Genomic DNA, 14,537 nt, shown 5'->3' on the forward strand with positions numbered 1-14,537 from the left:
GTGCGTGGGCCGGGCGGCCGGTCAGTGCTTCAGATAGACCTTGTACGTGCTCGAATCGCCGGTCGGCGAGGTGAATTGGGCGACCAGCCGGTAGTGTCCGGCGGCGCCCAGGGCCTCGCCCAGGGCCCGGTCGGTGGCCCTCGGCGCGGTGCTGTCGAGGACGACCATGGTGAACCAGCCGTCCCGGATCGCGGCGACGCTGCCGTCGTCGCCGTGGTGCTCGACCCCGGCCCCGTCGCGGTAGTCGGTGCCGGCGCGCGCGGAGACCCACTGCTCGGGCTTGGAGACGCCGCCGAGGTAGTACTCGGCGAGTCCGTCGACCTCGGTGAGGTAGCGGCCCTGGGGCTCCGTGTGGACCCGCAGGACGGCCAGCAGGCGGCCGGAGTCGGGGCCGTTCTGGTAGCGCAGCGCGGACTGCTCCAGGCCGAGGGCGAGCAGGGCGACCCAGACCAGGATGCCGAGCTGGGGGTGGCGGAAGTGGGCGCCGACCAGCCGGGTCAGGCCGACCCCGGCGAGCGGGGCGGCCAGCAGCATGCCGTAGCCGAGGTGGCGGAACAGCGCGCCGGAGGTGCCGGTCCACAGGTGGGCGGCGGGGACCAGCAGGGCGGTGGCGGTCAGGACGGCCCCGAGCAGGGCGCGCCGGCCCCGGGTGGTGGGGAGGGGCTCCTTCTCCGGCGCGTCGTGCTCGGGCATCTGTTCGCGGCGCGCGTAGGCGATGGTGCCGGCCACCGCGAGGACGGTGAACAGGCCGGCCCACTGGAGCGTGCCGAGCAGGACCGAGCCGGCCGAGCCGGGGGCGTTGCCGCGCGAGGGCGACCACCCGGCGACCTTGCCGAGGGTGCCGTACGGGAGCAGTAGGACGAGGGTGCCGAGGGCCGTCAGCAGTGAGCGCAGGGCGGCCGGGCCCACCCGGTGGTACGGCCGGGCGCAGGCGAAGGCGAGGGCCACCAGGGCGGGGACGGCGAAGGCCGCGGAGTAGGCCGTGGCGCAGGCCAGCGCCGTGGGCGGGGCGGCGAGCAGGGCCAGGGCCGGATGGCGGCCTGCGGTGAACACCGTGGTCCAGGCCGAGAGGGCGACCAGCAGGACGGCGAGGGACTCGGGCGCGGCGTAGAAGCCGACCACGACGGTGGACTGGAGGACGGCGTACCCGGCGATGGCGCAGATGGCGACCCGCTCGTTGAACAGCCGCCGGGTCAGCGAGTACAGCAGGACCGTGGTGAGCAGTGCGAAGCCGAGGCTGAGCAGCCGGGTGCCCCAGATGCCGTTGGCGTCGGCGGCGGCGCCGGCCAGCGGCGGGTAGAGCCAGGGCGAGCCGTGCACCCGGTCGACCAGGTCGGTGGTGACCGGGGTGCCGTGCAGCAGGTGGGCCAGCTGCTGGCGGCCGGCGACCATGGCGGCGGCCTCGTCGGGGTGCGCGGCGGCCAGCAGGCGCAGCGAGAGGGCGGCCTGGACGGTGAGGACGGCGCCCAGCAGGCCGCGGGCGATCCACCGGCGCCGGGGGCTGGTGCCCGGGTCCCAGCCGATCGCGGGGACCTGCGGGATGGTGTACGGGGCCAGCTCGACGCCGTCGGGGTTGTCGACCGTTACGGCGGGGCGCGGACCGTCGGGGCTGTCCACCGCCACGGCGCCGGGCCCGTCCGGGTCCGGCTCGGCGGCCGGGTCGTGGGCGGAGCGGCCGTGCGGGACGGGGGAGAACTCGGACTCAGTGCTCATCAGGGGTTCCGGATGTCGAAGCCGTAACGGGGGTCGGACACGCGCTGCTTGAACGCGGCGAGGGTGTCCGGCACGGCCTCGACCCGCCAGTCCGCCCGCTTGACGATGTTGAACCAGACGAAGCCGACGATGTCGTCGTGCGCCTCCAGCCCGGAGAACAGCTGGTCGATGTCCGCGTGCTGGCGCTTGCCCTGTTCGGAGGCGGTCTCGCTGATGAAGAAGGGCTTCTGGGAGAAGCCGCGGATCTCGGCCATGGTCGGGCCGTAGAGCGCGTCGAAGGTCTTGGGCCCGGTCTTGGTGAAGTAGCCGGTCATGCCGGCCCAGTCGACGTAGGTGTCGCCGGGGTAGTACGGCTCCAGGCGGGTGTTGGGCGCGGGGTCGGTGATGTTGGGGCTCCAGACCCAGATCACGTTGGTGGCGCCGGCCTGGTCGAAGAGGTCGTGGACGTGGCACCAGGCGGCCACGAAGTCCTCGGGGGTGGCGGCCTGACGGCCCCACGGGTACCAGTCGCCGTTCATCTCGTGGGCGATGCTGACGGCGATCGGCAGGTTGAACTTGGCCACGGCCTTGGCGACGCCGCGCACGTAGTCGTCGGTGTCGCCGGCCGCGATCGAGGCGAGCGAGCGGTCGTGCGGCTCCCAGGCCATGAAGGGCAGCGCCCCGGCGTCGTGGATCCGGCGGGCGCCCGCGGTGTCGAAGCCGCCCTTCCAGTGGGCGTAGAACTCCAGGACGTTGGGCTGCTTGCCGATCGCGTCGCGGTAGCCGGGCAGCGCGTCCATCGTGGCGGGGACGTCGGGCAGGGCGGCGCCGAGGTACTTGTGGCTCGGCCTGAGCAGCGGCGTGACGTCGTACGGGACGCCGGCCGGCAGGGCCTTGGGCGTGGCGGGTGCGGCCGGTGCGGTGCCCCCCGCGGCGGGGGTCGCGCCCGGAGTGCCGGGAGTCCCGGGGGCGCCGGGGGCCGGGGTGGCGGCCGGGGCGGCCTGGGTGAGGTCCTTCTGCATCGCGAAGCCGGGGTCCTCGGGGCCGCACGCGGTGGTGAGCAGCAGGCCGGCGGCGGCCAGCAGCGGGAGCGCCAGCCGGTGACGGAGCCGGCCGGCCCGTCTCGGGTGGGCGGTCATGGCGATCACACTGCTTCCGTCGGGCGGGGCTGGACGAGGACCCGGCCCACGATGGTGGCGTAGAAGAGGCCGGAGGCGAGGACGAGGGCGAAGTTCAGCGGGCCCATGGTGAGCATCCGCCAGATGCTCAGCAGCACCCAGAGCAGGGCGGTTCCGCCGCCCCAGGCGATGACGCCGATCCAGAACCGCCGGGTCCTGTTCCGCTTGGCGCCGCTGGAGCCGGTCGGCTGCCAGGCCATCCGGTTGCGGCGCACGATGTCCCAGATGGCGAAGACGTGCGCCCAGCCGTACATCATGCGGGCGGCCCAGGCCTCCAGCCGGTAGGGGTTGCGGTGCCAGAGCGGGAAGATGACCGTCGCGTAGAGCAGGCCGGGCAGCACCAGCGCGGTGTTCTCCCAGCGGATCAGGTCGGGGCGGGCGAGCAGCAGGACGATCGGGATGAGCGGTGAGACGACGGTGAACAGCGCCGTGTGGATGTAGTAGAAGAAGCCGGACAGGTAGCAGGCCCGGGTGATCGGCCGCAGCTTGGTCTGCCAGAACTTCTTGCTGCCGAGCAGGCTCATCGAGCCGGTGCACCAGCGGTACTGCTGGTTGAAGAAGCCGCCGACGTTGTCCGGGCAGACGCCGGTGGCCAGCGCGACGGGTATGTACTGGAGGTCCCAGCCGAGGCGGCGCAGGTCGAACCCGGTGTGCACGTCCTCGGAGTGGCCGATCAGCGTGGTGCCGCCGTTCTCCTCCAGCGCCGCGCGCCGGTACACCGCGCAGCTGCCCACGCAGATGGCGCCGTCGCTGCGCTGCCGGGAGACCTGGACGGTCCGGTAGAACAGCTCCTGGACGGCGCCGGCGCCGCGCTCGATCCAGTTCTGCGAGTCCAGGATGCGGAAGAACTGCGGGGACTGGACGATGCCGAGACGGGGGTCGGCCTCCATGTAGGGGAGCATCTCGTTCAGCAGGTCCGGCCGGGGCGCGAAGTCGGCGTCCAGGATGAGGATGTAGTCGCTGTCGGAGTTGCGGAAGCCGAACTGGAGGTTGCCGGCCTTCTTGAACCAGCCGAGCTTGTCGCGGGTGCCGTACACGAACCCGAAGTCGACGGCCATCTGCGCGAGTTGCGGGCTGTTGCTGTCGTCGAGGACGTACGGGGTGACGTCGCCCGGGTACTGGTCGCGGAGCCGGGCGACGTGCGTCCAGGTGTTGTGCAGGACCTCGATCGGCTCGCCGGCGACCGGGAGGAAGATGTCGACGGTCGGATGGTGCTCGGGCTGCCAGGACTTGACCAGGGCCCGGTGGGCGGAGAGGTCGAAGGTCTCGTTGAAGCCGTGCACCCAGCGGGATATGAGGTAGTAGACGATGGTGAAGGCGAGCGGCGGTATGAAGAAGAGGAACCACGGCGTCGCGCTCAGCAGCCCGATCTCGCTGGCCACCATGCAGGCGAAGCTGATGAGGGAGAAGCAGGTCAGCACCCACAGGTTGGTGCGGGCGTAGAGGTACTTCTCGGTGTTGTCCGGGGGTTGGGGGAGCAGGCCCCACCGGTTGCGGGCGGCCGGGCCGCGCCGGCTGCGGCGTCGTGAGACCGGCGGCTGACCGCTTCCCGCGAGTCGCGCGCTCTCGGTGACAGTCACGTGCTCTACTCCCCCGAAGCCGTACTGAGTCTGAACCGTCCCCGGGTGGTGGCCGTTGTCGCTCGGGCACCAGGGGACGCCAGGATCGTACGGGACCGATCGCTCTGCGTCCGCTTCCCCCTGTTCGACCGGCCGCCCGGAACCGATATCGAGCTCCGATCGTGATGTGAACGGGGGTGCGGCCGGAGCGCCTGTGTACGGTTGTCCGTTCGACGGGCGAGGACGGTTCGGGGGAGAGCGATGGGCATCGAGGACGGCGCGGCCGGGCGCGTGGCGCGGGGCCTGCGGGCGGTCGCCGCCTTCGGTGCGGTCGCCGCGCTGCTGGCCGGGTGCAGCGGCGACGTCGGGGCGGTGGAGCCGCCGGCCGGCCCGGCGACGGCGCTGTCCGGGCCGGGCATCTGCTCGACCGCGCAGGAGCCGTTCCCCAAGCTGGCGATGGACGGCGGCGCCAAGATCCTCGAACCGAACCCGTGGAACACCGCGGGCACGGTCTGCGTGGACCCGGTCGGGGACAGCGGGTTCACGGTGTCCCGGATCAACGACTTCGTCCCGAAGAACCCGCTCGCCCCGGGCGCCTACCCCAACGTCTCGACCGCCCCGGGCGCGAGCGGACTGCCGGTGCCGGTCAGCGCGCTCGGCGACGCCACCGCCGACTGGGACGCCAACGGCCGGGTGAGCGGCTCCTTCAACCTCTCCTTCGACCTCTGGTACGGCTCCAGCCCGGACAACTGCCTGCCGGGGGAGAGCGCCGAGGTGATGATCTGGCTGGACGCCACCGACAACGTGCGGCCCGCCGGCGACAAGGTGGCGGACGCCCTGCCGTTCGGGGACGCGAGCTACCACGTCTACCAGGCGCCGATCACCGGCCCGCACAGCGTGATCAGCTACGTCCGCACGGCACCCACCCACACCACCCGCGGCCTCGACCTGCGGCTGTTCACCGCCGACGCGATGGCACGCGGCTACGTCCCGAAGAGCTCCTACCTCTGCCGGGTGCAGGCGGGGTTCGAGGTCTGGAGCGGCGGGACCGGCCTGCGCAGCAACTCCTTCGCCTTCCACAACCGGGTCGGCCTGCCGGCCGGCGAGGTCCCGGCGGGCGCCCCGGGGATCTGCCTGCGGCACGGCGGCGGCGGGACCGCCGGCAGCCCGGTGACCGTCGGATCCTGCGGCGACCAGGCCGTCTCGACCGGGTGGACGGTGGGCAACGACGGTTCGCTGCGCGGCGGGGCGGCCTGCCTGGCACCGGGCGCCGACCGCTCCTCGGTGACCCTGGCCGAGTGCACCGGCGGCTCGGCCCAGCGCTGGGTCACCGCCCCCGGGCAGCGGCTGAAGCACCCGGACACCGGGCTGTGCCTGGGCACCGCGGGCGGGGCGCTCGCGGACGGCACGGCGGTGCTCCTGCGCCCGTGCGCGGACACCGTCTCGCAGCGCTGGAAGCTGCCCTACAACGGGGTCGCGTGAGCCGGCGTCGCACCCGGGAAACCCCGGCCGTGCTGACGTTTCGTCCGCGCACCCCCCATGGGCGTGTCGGGGTGGATGCCCTAGCATTCGGGCCATGAGCGATCGACCGGTACCGAGTGGCGAGCCGGGCCAGCCCGCCACGCCACCGCAGCAGGCACCGGCCGGGGGGCCCGCTCCGGCCACCGGTGTGCCACCGCAGTTCCCGAGCGGAGCCTTCGGCCCCGCGTCCGGCTACGGGCCGCCGCCCGCACCCGCGCAGCCCCAGCAGATGACGCCGCATCCGGTCGCGCAGCCGGTGCCGCCGGTGCCGCACCAGGGCGGCGGACCCGTCCCGGTGGCGCCGGGGCCGGTGCAGCCCGGTCCGGTGGCACCACAACCCGTCCAGCCGCAGGCGGTTCAGCCGCAGCCGCAGGCACCGATGCCGCAGCCCGGTCCGGCCGTCGGGCAGCCCTTCCCGCCGGGCCCGCAGCCGGGCCAGCCCGTGGCGCACTGGCAGCAGCAGGGCGGCTTCCAGCCGCCCGTCCCCCCGCCCGGCCCGGCGGTCTCCCCGGCCGGCACGCCGAACTGGGAGGCGCTGGCCGAGCAGAACGAGCAGTCCGCCAAGCGCGGCCGCAGGCTCAAGCTGATCGGCGTGGTGACCGCGGTGGTCGTGGTGGCCGCCGCCGGTGGCGGCGGGTACTGGTACTACCAGCACGGCAAGGAGAAGACGCCGGTGCCCCACGGCGCCGGCTCGCCGACCCCGACGGTCACCGGCCCCTCGAACACGACGAGCGCGCCGCCGCTCAAGGGCATCGACAGCCCGCCGACCGTCGGCTCGCTGCCCGCCAAGAAGGGCGCGGCCGCGCTCAACCTGGGGGCGGACGCCAAACAGGGGACGATGGCCGGATTCTCCGGACAGGTCCTCAAACTGCCCAGCGGCCAGGACTCGTTCGCCTCGACCTCCACGTCGGTCGTCGAGGTCAACAAGAGCTTCACCGTCTCCGCGCGGGTGCTGGTCGACGTGCCCAACGGCAACCGCAGCGCGGTCAGCCAGGGCGACGGCCAGTACTACTCGTTCGCGCTGGGCCGGGCCGGCAACAACGGGCACGACCAGTGGTACTTCAAGGTCCAGGTGCCGGGCGGCGGTTCGGCGATCGCCTGGTCCAAGGGCGACGCGACGGTCAATCAGTGGGTGCTGCTGACCGGCGTGTACGACGACCCGTCGGGCCAGCTCACCCTGTACGTCAACGGCGCTCCGCAGTCCTCGGCCAAGTCGGCCGGGGTGCAGCCGAGCGGCAGCAACTCCCTCCAGGTCGGCCGGCTGAGCTCCAACTCGCAGTGGGCCGACCCCTGGCACGGCGCCGTCGCCGACATCCAGGTGTGGGACCAGGTGCTGCCCGAGGCCGACATCGTCAAGATCGTGGCCGGCCCGAGCTCGCCGCCGTCCATCGCGCCGACCGGCGCCTGGCTCGGCGGCTAGGGCCGGTCTTCGAACTCCCGTCGTCCGCCCGGAGGGCGGGCGGGGCGGCGTTGGGGTGCGTGCATCGCAAGGCGGAGGAGGGAGCCACTGCGGTGGGGGCACCTCCCGGCCGAAGGCTGGGGGCCATTGGCGACCGACGACAACGCGGCGAGGTGCGTGCCCCGGCGTCGCCCCGCAGACGCGAGTTCGAAGACAGGCCCTAGCACCGCCAGGGGCGGGTCCCGCGGGATCCGCCGCGGGGCCGACCGGCCCCCGTGAACGTCCGGCCGCCGCCCCCGGCAGTGTGGGGCGGCGGCCGAAGCGCGCCCCGGGGCGCGCGCTCCACGGCGCGTCCGGATGCGAAGTCCCAGATGAGGAGCAGTACTGATGAGCGCGGACGGCCGCTGGATCCGGCCCGAGTCCACCCGCAAGCCCGTCCTCGGCGGAGCCCGGCCGGGCGGGGTGGCCCTCGGCGAGCGCGGCCGGACGGGCCCCGGGCCGGCGCCGGCCTCCCCGGCCGACCGGCGCCGCCGCAGGCCCGGGCCGCCCCGGGTGCCGCACCCGGCCCGGCCGGTGCTGCGGGCGGACTGGCTGCCGCTGCTGGCCGTGCTGCTGGTCCAGGCGGCGCTCTCGTACCACCTGATCCTCAGCAACACCGCCTTCATCGACGAGGGCACCTACATCTACGCGGGCTACCAGGAGATCGCGCACCTGCGGCACGGCACCCCGGTGTCGACGTACGAGACCTTCTTCTCCGGATCCCCGCTGATCTACCCGGTGGTGGTGGCCGTCGCGGACTTCGTCGGCGGGCTGAACGGCGCCCGGCTGCTGAGCCTGGCGTTCATGCTCTCCGCCACCACGGCCGTCCACCTGGCCACCCGTCGGTTGCACGGCTCGCTCGCGGCGTTCTGCGCGGCGGCGGCCTTCGTCGCGCTCGGCCCCACCCAGTTCCTCGGCGGCCTGGCCACCTACGACGCGATGGCGCTGGCGGTCCTCGCCTGGGCCGGGTACTTCGCGGTGCGGCTGACCACGGGCGGCGGGTACCCGAGCCTGGTCGCCTCCGGGCTGCTGCTGGCCCTGGCCGGCGCCACCAAGTACGCCGCGCTGCTGTGGGTGCCGGTGGTGTGCGGCATCGCGGTGCTGGCCGGGCCGCGCGGGTCGCTGCGCAGCTGGGAGGCCTGGCGGCGCGGGCTGCTGGTGCTGCTCACCTTCGTGGTGGCGGTCGGCGCGGCGGCGCTGGCGGCCGGCGAGAAGTACGTCAACGGCTTCAACCACACCACGCTCAAGCGCGCCCCGGGCCACGACTCGTACTCCTACGTGGCCTCGGAGGCCGCCCGCTGGGTGGGTCCGCTGCTGGTGGTCGCGCTGGCCGGGGTGCTGGTGCAGCTGGTGCGGGCGCGGCGGCGCGGCGGCGAGGCCTGGCCCGAGTTCTGGCTGGCGCTGTTGCTGCTGCTGGCCGGGCTGATGGCGCCGGTGAACCAGATCCGCATCCACACCTGGCTGTCGCTGCAGAAGCACGTCGACTTCGGCGCCTGGTTCTCCTGCATCGTGGTGGGCCTGGTGCTGGCCCGTACGGCGCTGTGGCTGAAGGGCCGTCTGCACCTGGTGGCCGGGGTGGCGGCGGCCGCCCTGGTGGTCGGCCCGCTCGCCTGGGTGGGCGCGGCCCAGGGCCGGGAGATGTACGGCGAGTGGTCGAACTCGAAGGAGTTCGTCGCCGCCCTGGAGCCGTACATCGTCAAGGGCGACGACCGGTACCTGGTCGAGAACTACAACGTCCCCGCGTACTACCTGCGCAAGCAGACCACCTGGCAGCAGTGGCACGACCTGGTGGCCGTCTTCCGACGGGACCCGGCCACCGGCGAGATGCAGAACGGGGTGCCCGCGATCCAGGCCGGCATCCAGGCCCACGAGTGGAAGGTCGTGGTCCTGGACTTCACCCAGACCGGGGCCATCGACAAGGCGATCCAGCCCACCCTGAAGGCCTCCGGGTACCGGGTGGTCACCGTGGTGACGAGCGGGAAGCACGGCCGGTACACCGTCTACGTGGCGCCCGGGTACGACAAGAAGCCGTGACGGGCGCCCGGGCCGGTCGTCAGAAGGCCATGGTGTAGACCATCAGGTCCATCCCCGGGTACGGGGCCCAGTCGCGTTCGGGGGTGCGCCGGAAGCCGATGCGCTCGTAGACGCGGTGGGCGGTGGTCATCTCCGGGCGGGTGGAGAAGGCCATGCCGGCCAGGCCGAGTTCGCGGCTGCGGGTGACGGTGGCGCGGACCAGGGCCTCGCCGACGCCGCGGCCGCGGGAGGCGGCGGCGGTGGCGAGCATCCGTATCTCGCCTTCCCGCGGGGTGGCGATGTCCGCCCACTCGGTGCCGCCGACCGCGTAGGTCACGCAGCCGAGGACCCCGGCTCCGGCCGTGTCGACGGCGACCAGGAGTTCGGCCTCGCGGGCCCGTCGCTCGGCGTCGCGCAGCAGGTCGACGTAGCTGCTCGTGGGGTTGGTGAAGCCGTCGCCGACGAAGGCCCCGACGGTGATCCGGCCGGCGTCGGCGAGGTCCTCCGGGAGGGCCTGGCGGATGAGGAAGTCCATGCGGCCAGTGTGCCGGAGCCCTGGTCGGGACGGTCCTCCGGGGTCGAACGGGTCGGAGGGGTCGAAGCGCTCGACGGGGCCGGGGTCGAGGACGGGTCGGCGGTGCCGTGCAGCCGGTCGGGGCGGGCCGGGTCGGCCGGGTAGCCGCCCGGGCGGTGGTAGTTGTCGCGGCCGGCCGCCGGGCCGTGGGAGGTCTCGCGGCCGATCAGCAGGCCGAGCAGGCCGAAACCGCCGACGGCCGCGGTCATCGCGAGTGAGCCGATGAGGGTGTCGCTGTCCATGGGCACCACTGTGGCCGGGCGGCGCCGCGGCCACGAGTGGCAGGAACGACCGATCACCTCGAAATCCTGCCATCCTCCCGCCGTCCCCTTCCTTCCGCCGGGGCGGGCGCCGGGGGCATCCTGGTGGGCATGCTGAAGAACGTGGTCGCGGTGGTGCTGGAGGAGGTCCACCCCTTCGAACTGGGTGTGGCCTGCGAGGTGTTCGGCCTGGACCGCACCGCCGACGGGCTGCCGGGCTACGACTTCGCGATCGCCGGGGCCCGTCCCGGGCCGCACGCCACCCACTCCGGCTTCGCGGTGGACGTCCCGTACGGTCCCGAGCGCCTCGCCGGTGCGGACCTCGCCGTGGTCACCGCGGCGAGCATCCGCCCCGGCTACCCGGAGCCGCTGCTGGCGGCGCTGCGCGGGGTGGTCGAGGGCGGCGGCCGGGTGCTGTCCATCTGCAGCGGCGCCTTCGTGCTGGGCGCCGCCGGGCTGCTGGACGGCCGTCGTGCCGCCACGCACTGGCGGCACGGCGAGGAGCTGGCCGAGCGCTTCCCGCTGACCACGGTCGAGCCGGACGTGCTGTACGTGGACGACGACCCGGTGATCACCTCGGCCGGGACGGCGGCCGGCATCGACGCCTGTCTGCACCTGGTGCGCAAGGTGCAGGGCGCCGAGGTGGCCCGGGAGATCGCCCGCCGGATGGTGGTGGCACCGCACCGGGAGGGCGGGCAGGCCCAGTTCGTGAACCGGCCGCTGCCGGAGGCCGCCGGCGACTCGCTGGCCCCGCTGCTGGACTGGATGCGCCACCACCTGGCCGAGGAGGCCACCGTCGAGCAGCTGGCCGCCCGGGCGCACATGTCGCCGCGCACCTTCGCCCGCCGCTTCCAGCAGGAGACCGGCACCACCCCGCACCGCTGGCTGGTCGGGCAGCGGGTGCTGCTCGCCCAGCGGCTGCTGGAGTCCACCACCGAGCCGGTGGACGCGATCGCCGCCCGCTGCGGCTTCGGCAACGCGGCCGCGCTGCGGCACCACTTCGGCCGCCGGCTGGGCACCACGCCGCTGGCCTACCGACGTTGCTTCGCCGACCCGGACCCGGACCCGAAGGCGGGCTGAGGGGCCGCAGGCTCGCGCCAGCAGGTTCCGCCGGCCGTCAGTCAGCCCCGGCCGTCAGGTGCCCGACGCCGTTCCAGCCGTCCGGCCGCAGCCGCCCGTCCTGGGCCCGCCAGAGGCTGGTGGAGCAGTTGTGCACCGGCCCGAGCGCGGTGAGCTGGTCCTCGGTGAGCCGGTCCAGCGCGTAGCGGAGCATCAGCACCGTGCAGTCGTGCGCGACCAGCAGGACGGGCCGTCCGGCCTCCTCCTCGCAGAGGTCCCGCAGCAGGCTGCGCACCCGCAGGGCGACGTCGGCCCAGGACTCGCCGCCCGGCGGGCGGTAGTACAGCTCGCCCATCTTGCGCCGCCGGGCCGCCTCCTCCGGGTGCTTGGCCTCGATCGCGGCCTTCGGCAGCATCTCCAGGACGCCGAGCTCGCGGTCGCGCAGCCGCTCGTCGTACCGGACGGCGAGGGTGACCGGGACGGAGCCGAGCCCGGCGGCCTGGGCGAGCGCGATCCGGGCGGTCTCGGCGGTGCGCACGTACGGCGAGCACCAGACGCTGCGCGGGCGGTCGGCGCTGGGCAGGCCGGCCCACCAGTGGCCGAGCGCCTGGGCCTGCCGGCGGCCCTGCAGCGACAACGGGATGTCGGCGTCGCGGCAGCTGATCGGGACGCTGAGCGCTCCGGCGGCCTCGGCCAGCTGGAACTCGACGTTGGCGGTGGACTCCCCGTGCCGGGTGGCGATCAGCACGGACGGCAGCCGGCCGGCCGCCGACGGGCGGTGGGCGGTGCCGTGCTGGCCCTGGCCGGTGGTGTGCGGCCCGTGGCCGGCGGTGTGCTGACCCTGGGTGGTGCCGTGCTGGCCCTGCGCGGTGACGTGGTGGTGCTGGCCCTGCGTGGACTGGTGCTGGCCGTTGAGGGTGGTGCCGAGTTCTGCCATGGCCGCGAGCTCCCCGTGGTCGATCAGGTCCCGGCCGGATGCCGGTCCGGTCTGGTGGTGCCCGGCGTGCACGCCTGTTCATACATATGATCGCGCCGCCTTCTCCAGTGTTCACGGAGAAGGCGGCGCGATCACAGGGCGCGTACCGCGCGAATCAGTGCGCCGCTACAGGCTCCGGCGCGTTCTTCAGCTCGTCGTCGCCGGCTTCGGCGCTGTAGTCGGACGGCCTGGTCTCGTCCGGGCCGTCCGGCGCCTTGACCGCCCGCAGCACCAGGGTGAGCGCCACCGCGACGACCAGGTTGAGGGCGAAGGCGGTGACGCCGATGTAGCCGATCTCGCCGATGCCGGGGATCTCGGCCGCGTTGCCGCCGAAGTGCTTGGTGGCCGGGCTGGCGATCCCGTACGCCTTCCAGGTGCCGTACACCATGCCGGCCGCCCAGCCCGCGAACAGCGCCCAGTGGTGGAACCAGCGGGTGAACAGGCCGCCGACGATCGCCACGAAGGTCTGCAGGATCCACAGGCCGCCCAGCAGCTGGAGGTTGATCGCGGCCTGCTTGTCCATGCCGAGCACGAAGACCAGCGCGCCGACCTTCACCAGCAGCGAGACCAGCTTGGCGATCCGGGTCTCGTCGGCGGGGGTGGCGGCGGGCTTGAGCCACTCCTTGTAGACGTTGCGGGTGAACAGGTTGGCCGCCGCGATGGACATGATGGCGGCCGGCACCAGCGCGCCGATGCCGATCGCGGCGAAGGCCACGCCGGTGAACCAGTCCGGGAACATGTCCGCGAACAGCTGGGGCACCGACAGCTGGGCGTTGTAGCCCTTGACGCCCTTGCCGACGCCCGCCGCGAGCGCCATGAAGCCGAGCAGCGCCAGCAGGCCCAGCATCAGCGAGTAGGCGGGCATGATCGCCATGTTGCGGCGCACGGTCTTGCGGGACTTGGAGGCCAGCACGCCGGTCACCGAGTGGGGGTACATGAACAGCGCCATCGCCGAGCCGAGGGCGAGCGTGGCGTACGTCCACTGCTTGTTCTCGGGGATGGTCAGCGAGCCGCCCTTGACCTCCTTGAAGTGCTGCGCGGCCGAGTCGAAGATGTGCCCGTAGCCGCCGAGCCGGATCGGGATGTAGATCACCGCGACGATGATCACGATGTAGACCAGGGCGTCCTTGACGAAGGCGATCAGCGCCGGGGCCCGCAGGCCGGAGGAGTAGGTGTAGGCGGCCAGCACGCCGAAGGCGATGAACAGCGGCAGGTCCTTGACGAACCAGTTGGCGTTCTCCCCGCCGCCGACTCCCAGCACGTCCAGCACGGCCTGGATGCCGACGAGTTGCAGGGCGATGTACGGCATGGTGGCCAGGATGCCGGTGAGCGCGACCACCAGCGACAGTGGCCGCGAGCCGTACCGGCCGCGCACGAAGTCGGCCGGGGTCACGTAGCCGTGCACCCGGGAGACCGACCAGAGCCGGGGCAGGAAGAGGAAGACCAGCGGGTAGGCGATGATCGTGTACGGCACCGCGAAGAAGCCCGCCGCGCCGGTCGCGTACACCGCGGCCGGGACGGCGACGAAGGTGTACGCGGTGTAGAGGTCGCCGCCGAGCAGGAACCAGGTCACCCAGGTCCCGAAGCTGCGGCCGCCCAGGCCCCACTCGTCCAGGTGCGCGGCGTTGTCCGCGCGGCGCCAGCGCGAGGCGAGGAAGCCCATCACGGTGACGAGGGCGAAGAACAGCACGAAGACCACGAGGGCCGGCACGTTGACGTCCTTCATCGCGCACCGCCCTTCCGGGCCGCCTTGCGGGCCTTCTCGTCCCGGGTGATCAGCAGGTAGGCGGCGACCGTGAACACGGCCGACACCGGCACCCAGAGCAGCTGGTACCAGTAGAAGAACGGCACCCCGGCCACCGCCGGGTCGCTCTTGTCGTACGAGGACACCCAGAGCGTCGCGACGATCGGCACGAGCAGGGCGAGGCCGGCCAGCACCCGCTCGGGCGTCACGGCCGGGACGGGCCTCCCGGCTGGCTCGGGCATGACATCTTCGACGCTGGGGGGATCAGAGGGCATCTTCGGCTCCGCTCCGGAGGGGTTCCCCGTCGGCGCCGCAGCCCCTCGGCGCCGAGCGCCGCACGGGCCCGCCGAGCAGCACCATCGGTGATCGGCAGTCAGGTCAGTACGGCTGCGCAATCTAGAGCATGGGGTGATCCATGTCACCGGGATTGACCGAACTTCCCACCAGCCGGACGCAACCGGCCGGAGTCCGCCGCCGGGGGGCGCAAAAGCCACCACCGCCGGGGGCCGCGGGAGAAGCCGCC

Annotated in this window: 11 protein-coding genes; 4 read left to right on the top strand and 7 right to left on the bottom strand. The window is 73.4% G+C overall.

Annotated elements, in window-relative coordinates; translation table 11 throughout:
• Positions 1-21: 21 nt before the first annotated feature.
• Genes ACFVU7_RS06435 through ACFVU7_RS06445 form a run of 3 tightly spaced genes read right to left on the bottom strand, consistent with a single transcriptional unit; the run spans position 22 to position 4,255 of the window.
• A complete protein-coding gene (locus ACFVU7_RS06435; protein ID WP_387821918.1) occupies positions 22-1,713 on the bottom strand; it encodes a glycosyltransferase family 39 protein in 1,692 nt (563 codons plus the stop codon).
• On the bottom strand, positions 1,713-2,831 hold the full coding sequence (locus ACFVU7_RS06440) for a glycoside hydrolase family 26 protein (protein WP_388044505.1): 1,119 nt from the start codon (positions 2,829-2,831) through the stop codon (positions 1,713-1,715). Before ACFVU7_RS06440 ends, ACFVU7_RS06435 begins: the two co-directional genes overlap by 1 nt.
• A 5-nt stretch (positions 2,832-2,836) precedes the next feature.
• On the bottom strand, positions 2,837-4,255 hold the full coding sequence (locus ACFVU7_RS06445) for a glycosyltransferase family 2 protein (RefSeq protein WP_107086463.1): 1,419 nt from the start codon (positions 4,253-4,255) through the stop codon (positions 2,837-2,839).
• 435 nt (positions 4,256-4,690) lie between these two features.
• Between ACFVU7_RS06445 and ACFVU7_RS06450 the strand changes: the two genes are divergently transcribed.
• The 3 genes from ACFVU7_RS06450 to ACFVU7_RS06460 all read left to right on the top strand — a co-directional run bounded on the left by ACFVU7_RS06450 (position 4,691) and on the right by ACFVU7_RS06460 (position 9,422).
• Positions 4,691-5,911 carry a ricin-type beta-trefoil lectin domain protein gene (locus ACFVU7_RS06450; RefSeq protein ID WP_049652356.1) on the top strand — a complete coding sequence of 407 codons (1,221 nt, stop codon included), beginning with the start codon at positions 4,691-4,693 and terminating at the stop codon, positions 5,909-5,911.
• A gap of 94 nt (positions 5,912-6,005) precedes the next feature.
• Complete coding sequence (locus ACFVU7_RS06455; RefSeq protein WP_388044506.1) at positions 6,006-7,370, top strand: LamG domain-containing protein; 1,365 nt, start codon at positions 6,006-6,008, stop codon at positions 7,368-7,370.
• Between the two features lie 366 nt (positions 7,371-7,736).
• On the top strand, positions 7,737-9,422 hold the full coding sequence (locus ACFVU7_RS06460) for an ArnT family glycosyltransferase (protein WP_388044507.1): 1,686 nt from the start codon (positions 7,737-7,739) through the stop codon (positions 9,420-9,422).
• Positions 9,423-9,441: 19 nt separating this feature from the next.
• Here the strand turns inward: ACFVU7_RS06460 and ACFVU7_RS06465 are convergent, their stop codons facing one another.
• Positions 9,442-9,936 carry a GNAT family N-acetyltransferase gene (locus tag ACFVU7_RS06465; protein ID WP_388044508.1) on the bottom strand — a complete coding sequence of 165 codons (495 nt, stop codon included), beginning with the start codon at positions 9,934-9,936 and terminating at the stop codon, positions 9,442-9,444.
• 410 nt (positions 9,937-10,346) lie between these two features.
• Here ACFVU7_RS06465 and ACFVU7_RS06470 point away from each other — a divergent pair, with 410 nt between their 5' ends.
• The gene (locus ACFVU7_RS06470; protein WP_388044509.1) at positions 10,347-11,315 is read left to right on the top strand and encodes a helix-turn-helix domain-containing protein; all 969 of its coding nucleotides are present in this window, start codon (positions 10,347-10,349) and stop codon (positions 11,313-11,315) included.
• A 37-nt stretch (positions 11,316-11,352) separates the two neighbouring features.
• Here the strand turns inward: ACFVU7_RS06470 and ACFVU7_RS06475 are convergent, their stop codons facing one another.
• The 3 genes from ACFVU7_RS06475 to ACFVU7_RS06485 form a co-directional block, all read right to left on the bottom strand.
• Positions 11,353-12,231: a histidine phosphatase family protein gene (locus ACFVU7_RS06475; protein ID WP_388044510.1), complete on the bottom strand. Its 879-nt coding sequence runs from the start codon at positions 12,229-12,231 to the stop codon at positions 11,353-11,355.
• A 154-nt stretch (positions 12,232-12,385) separates the two neighbouring features.
• Positions 12,386-13,996: a monocarboxylate uptake permease MctP gene (gene mctP, locus ACFVU7_RS06480; RefSeq protein ID WP_049649418.1), complete on the bottom strand. Its 1,611-nt coding sequence runs from the start codon at positions 13,994-13,996 to the stop codon at positions 12,386-12,388.
• On the bottom strand, positions 13,993-14,256 hold the full coding sequence (locus ACFVU7_RS06485) for a DUF3311 domain-containing protein (protein WP_049649419.1): 264 nt from the start codon (positions 14,254-14,256) through the stop codon (positions 13,993-13,995). Before ACFVU7_RS06485 ends, mctP begins: the two co-directional genes overlap by 4 nt.
• Between the last annotated feature and the right edge of the window lie 281 nt (positions 14,257-14,537).

It is taken from the genome of Kitasatospora sp. NPDC058046 (assembly GCF_042885595.1).
In the GTDB taxonomy this organism is placed as follows: Bacteria; Actinomycetota; Actinomycetes; order Streptomycetales; family Streptomycetaceae; genus Kitasatospora.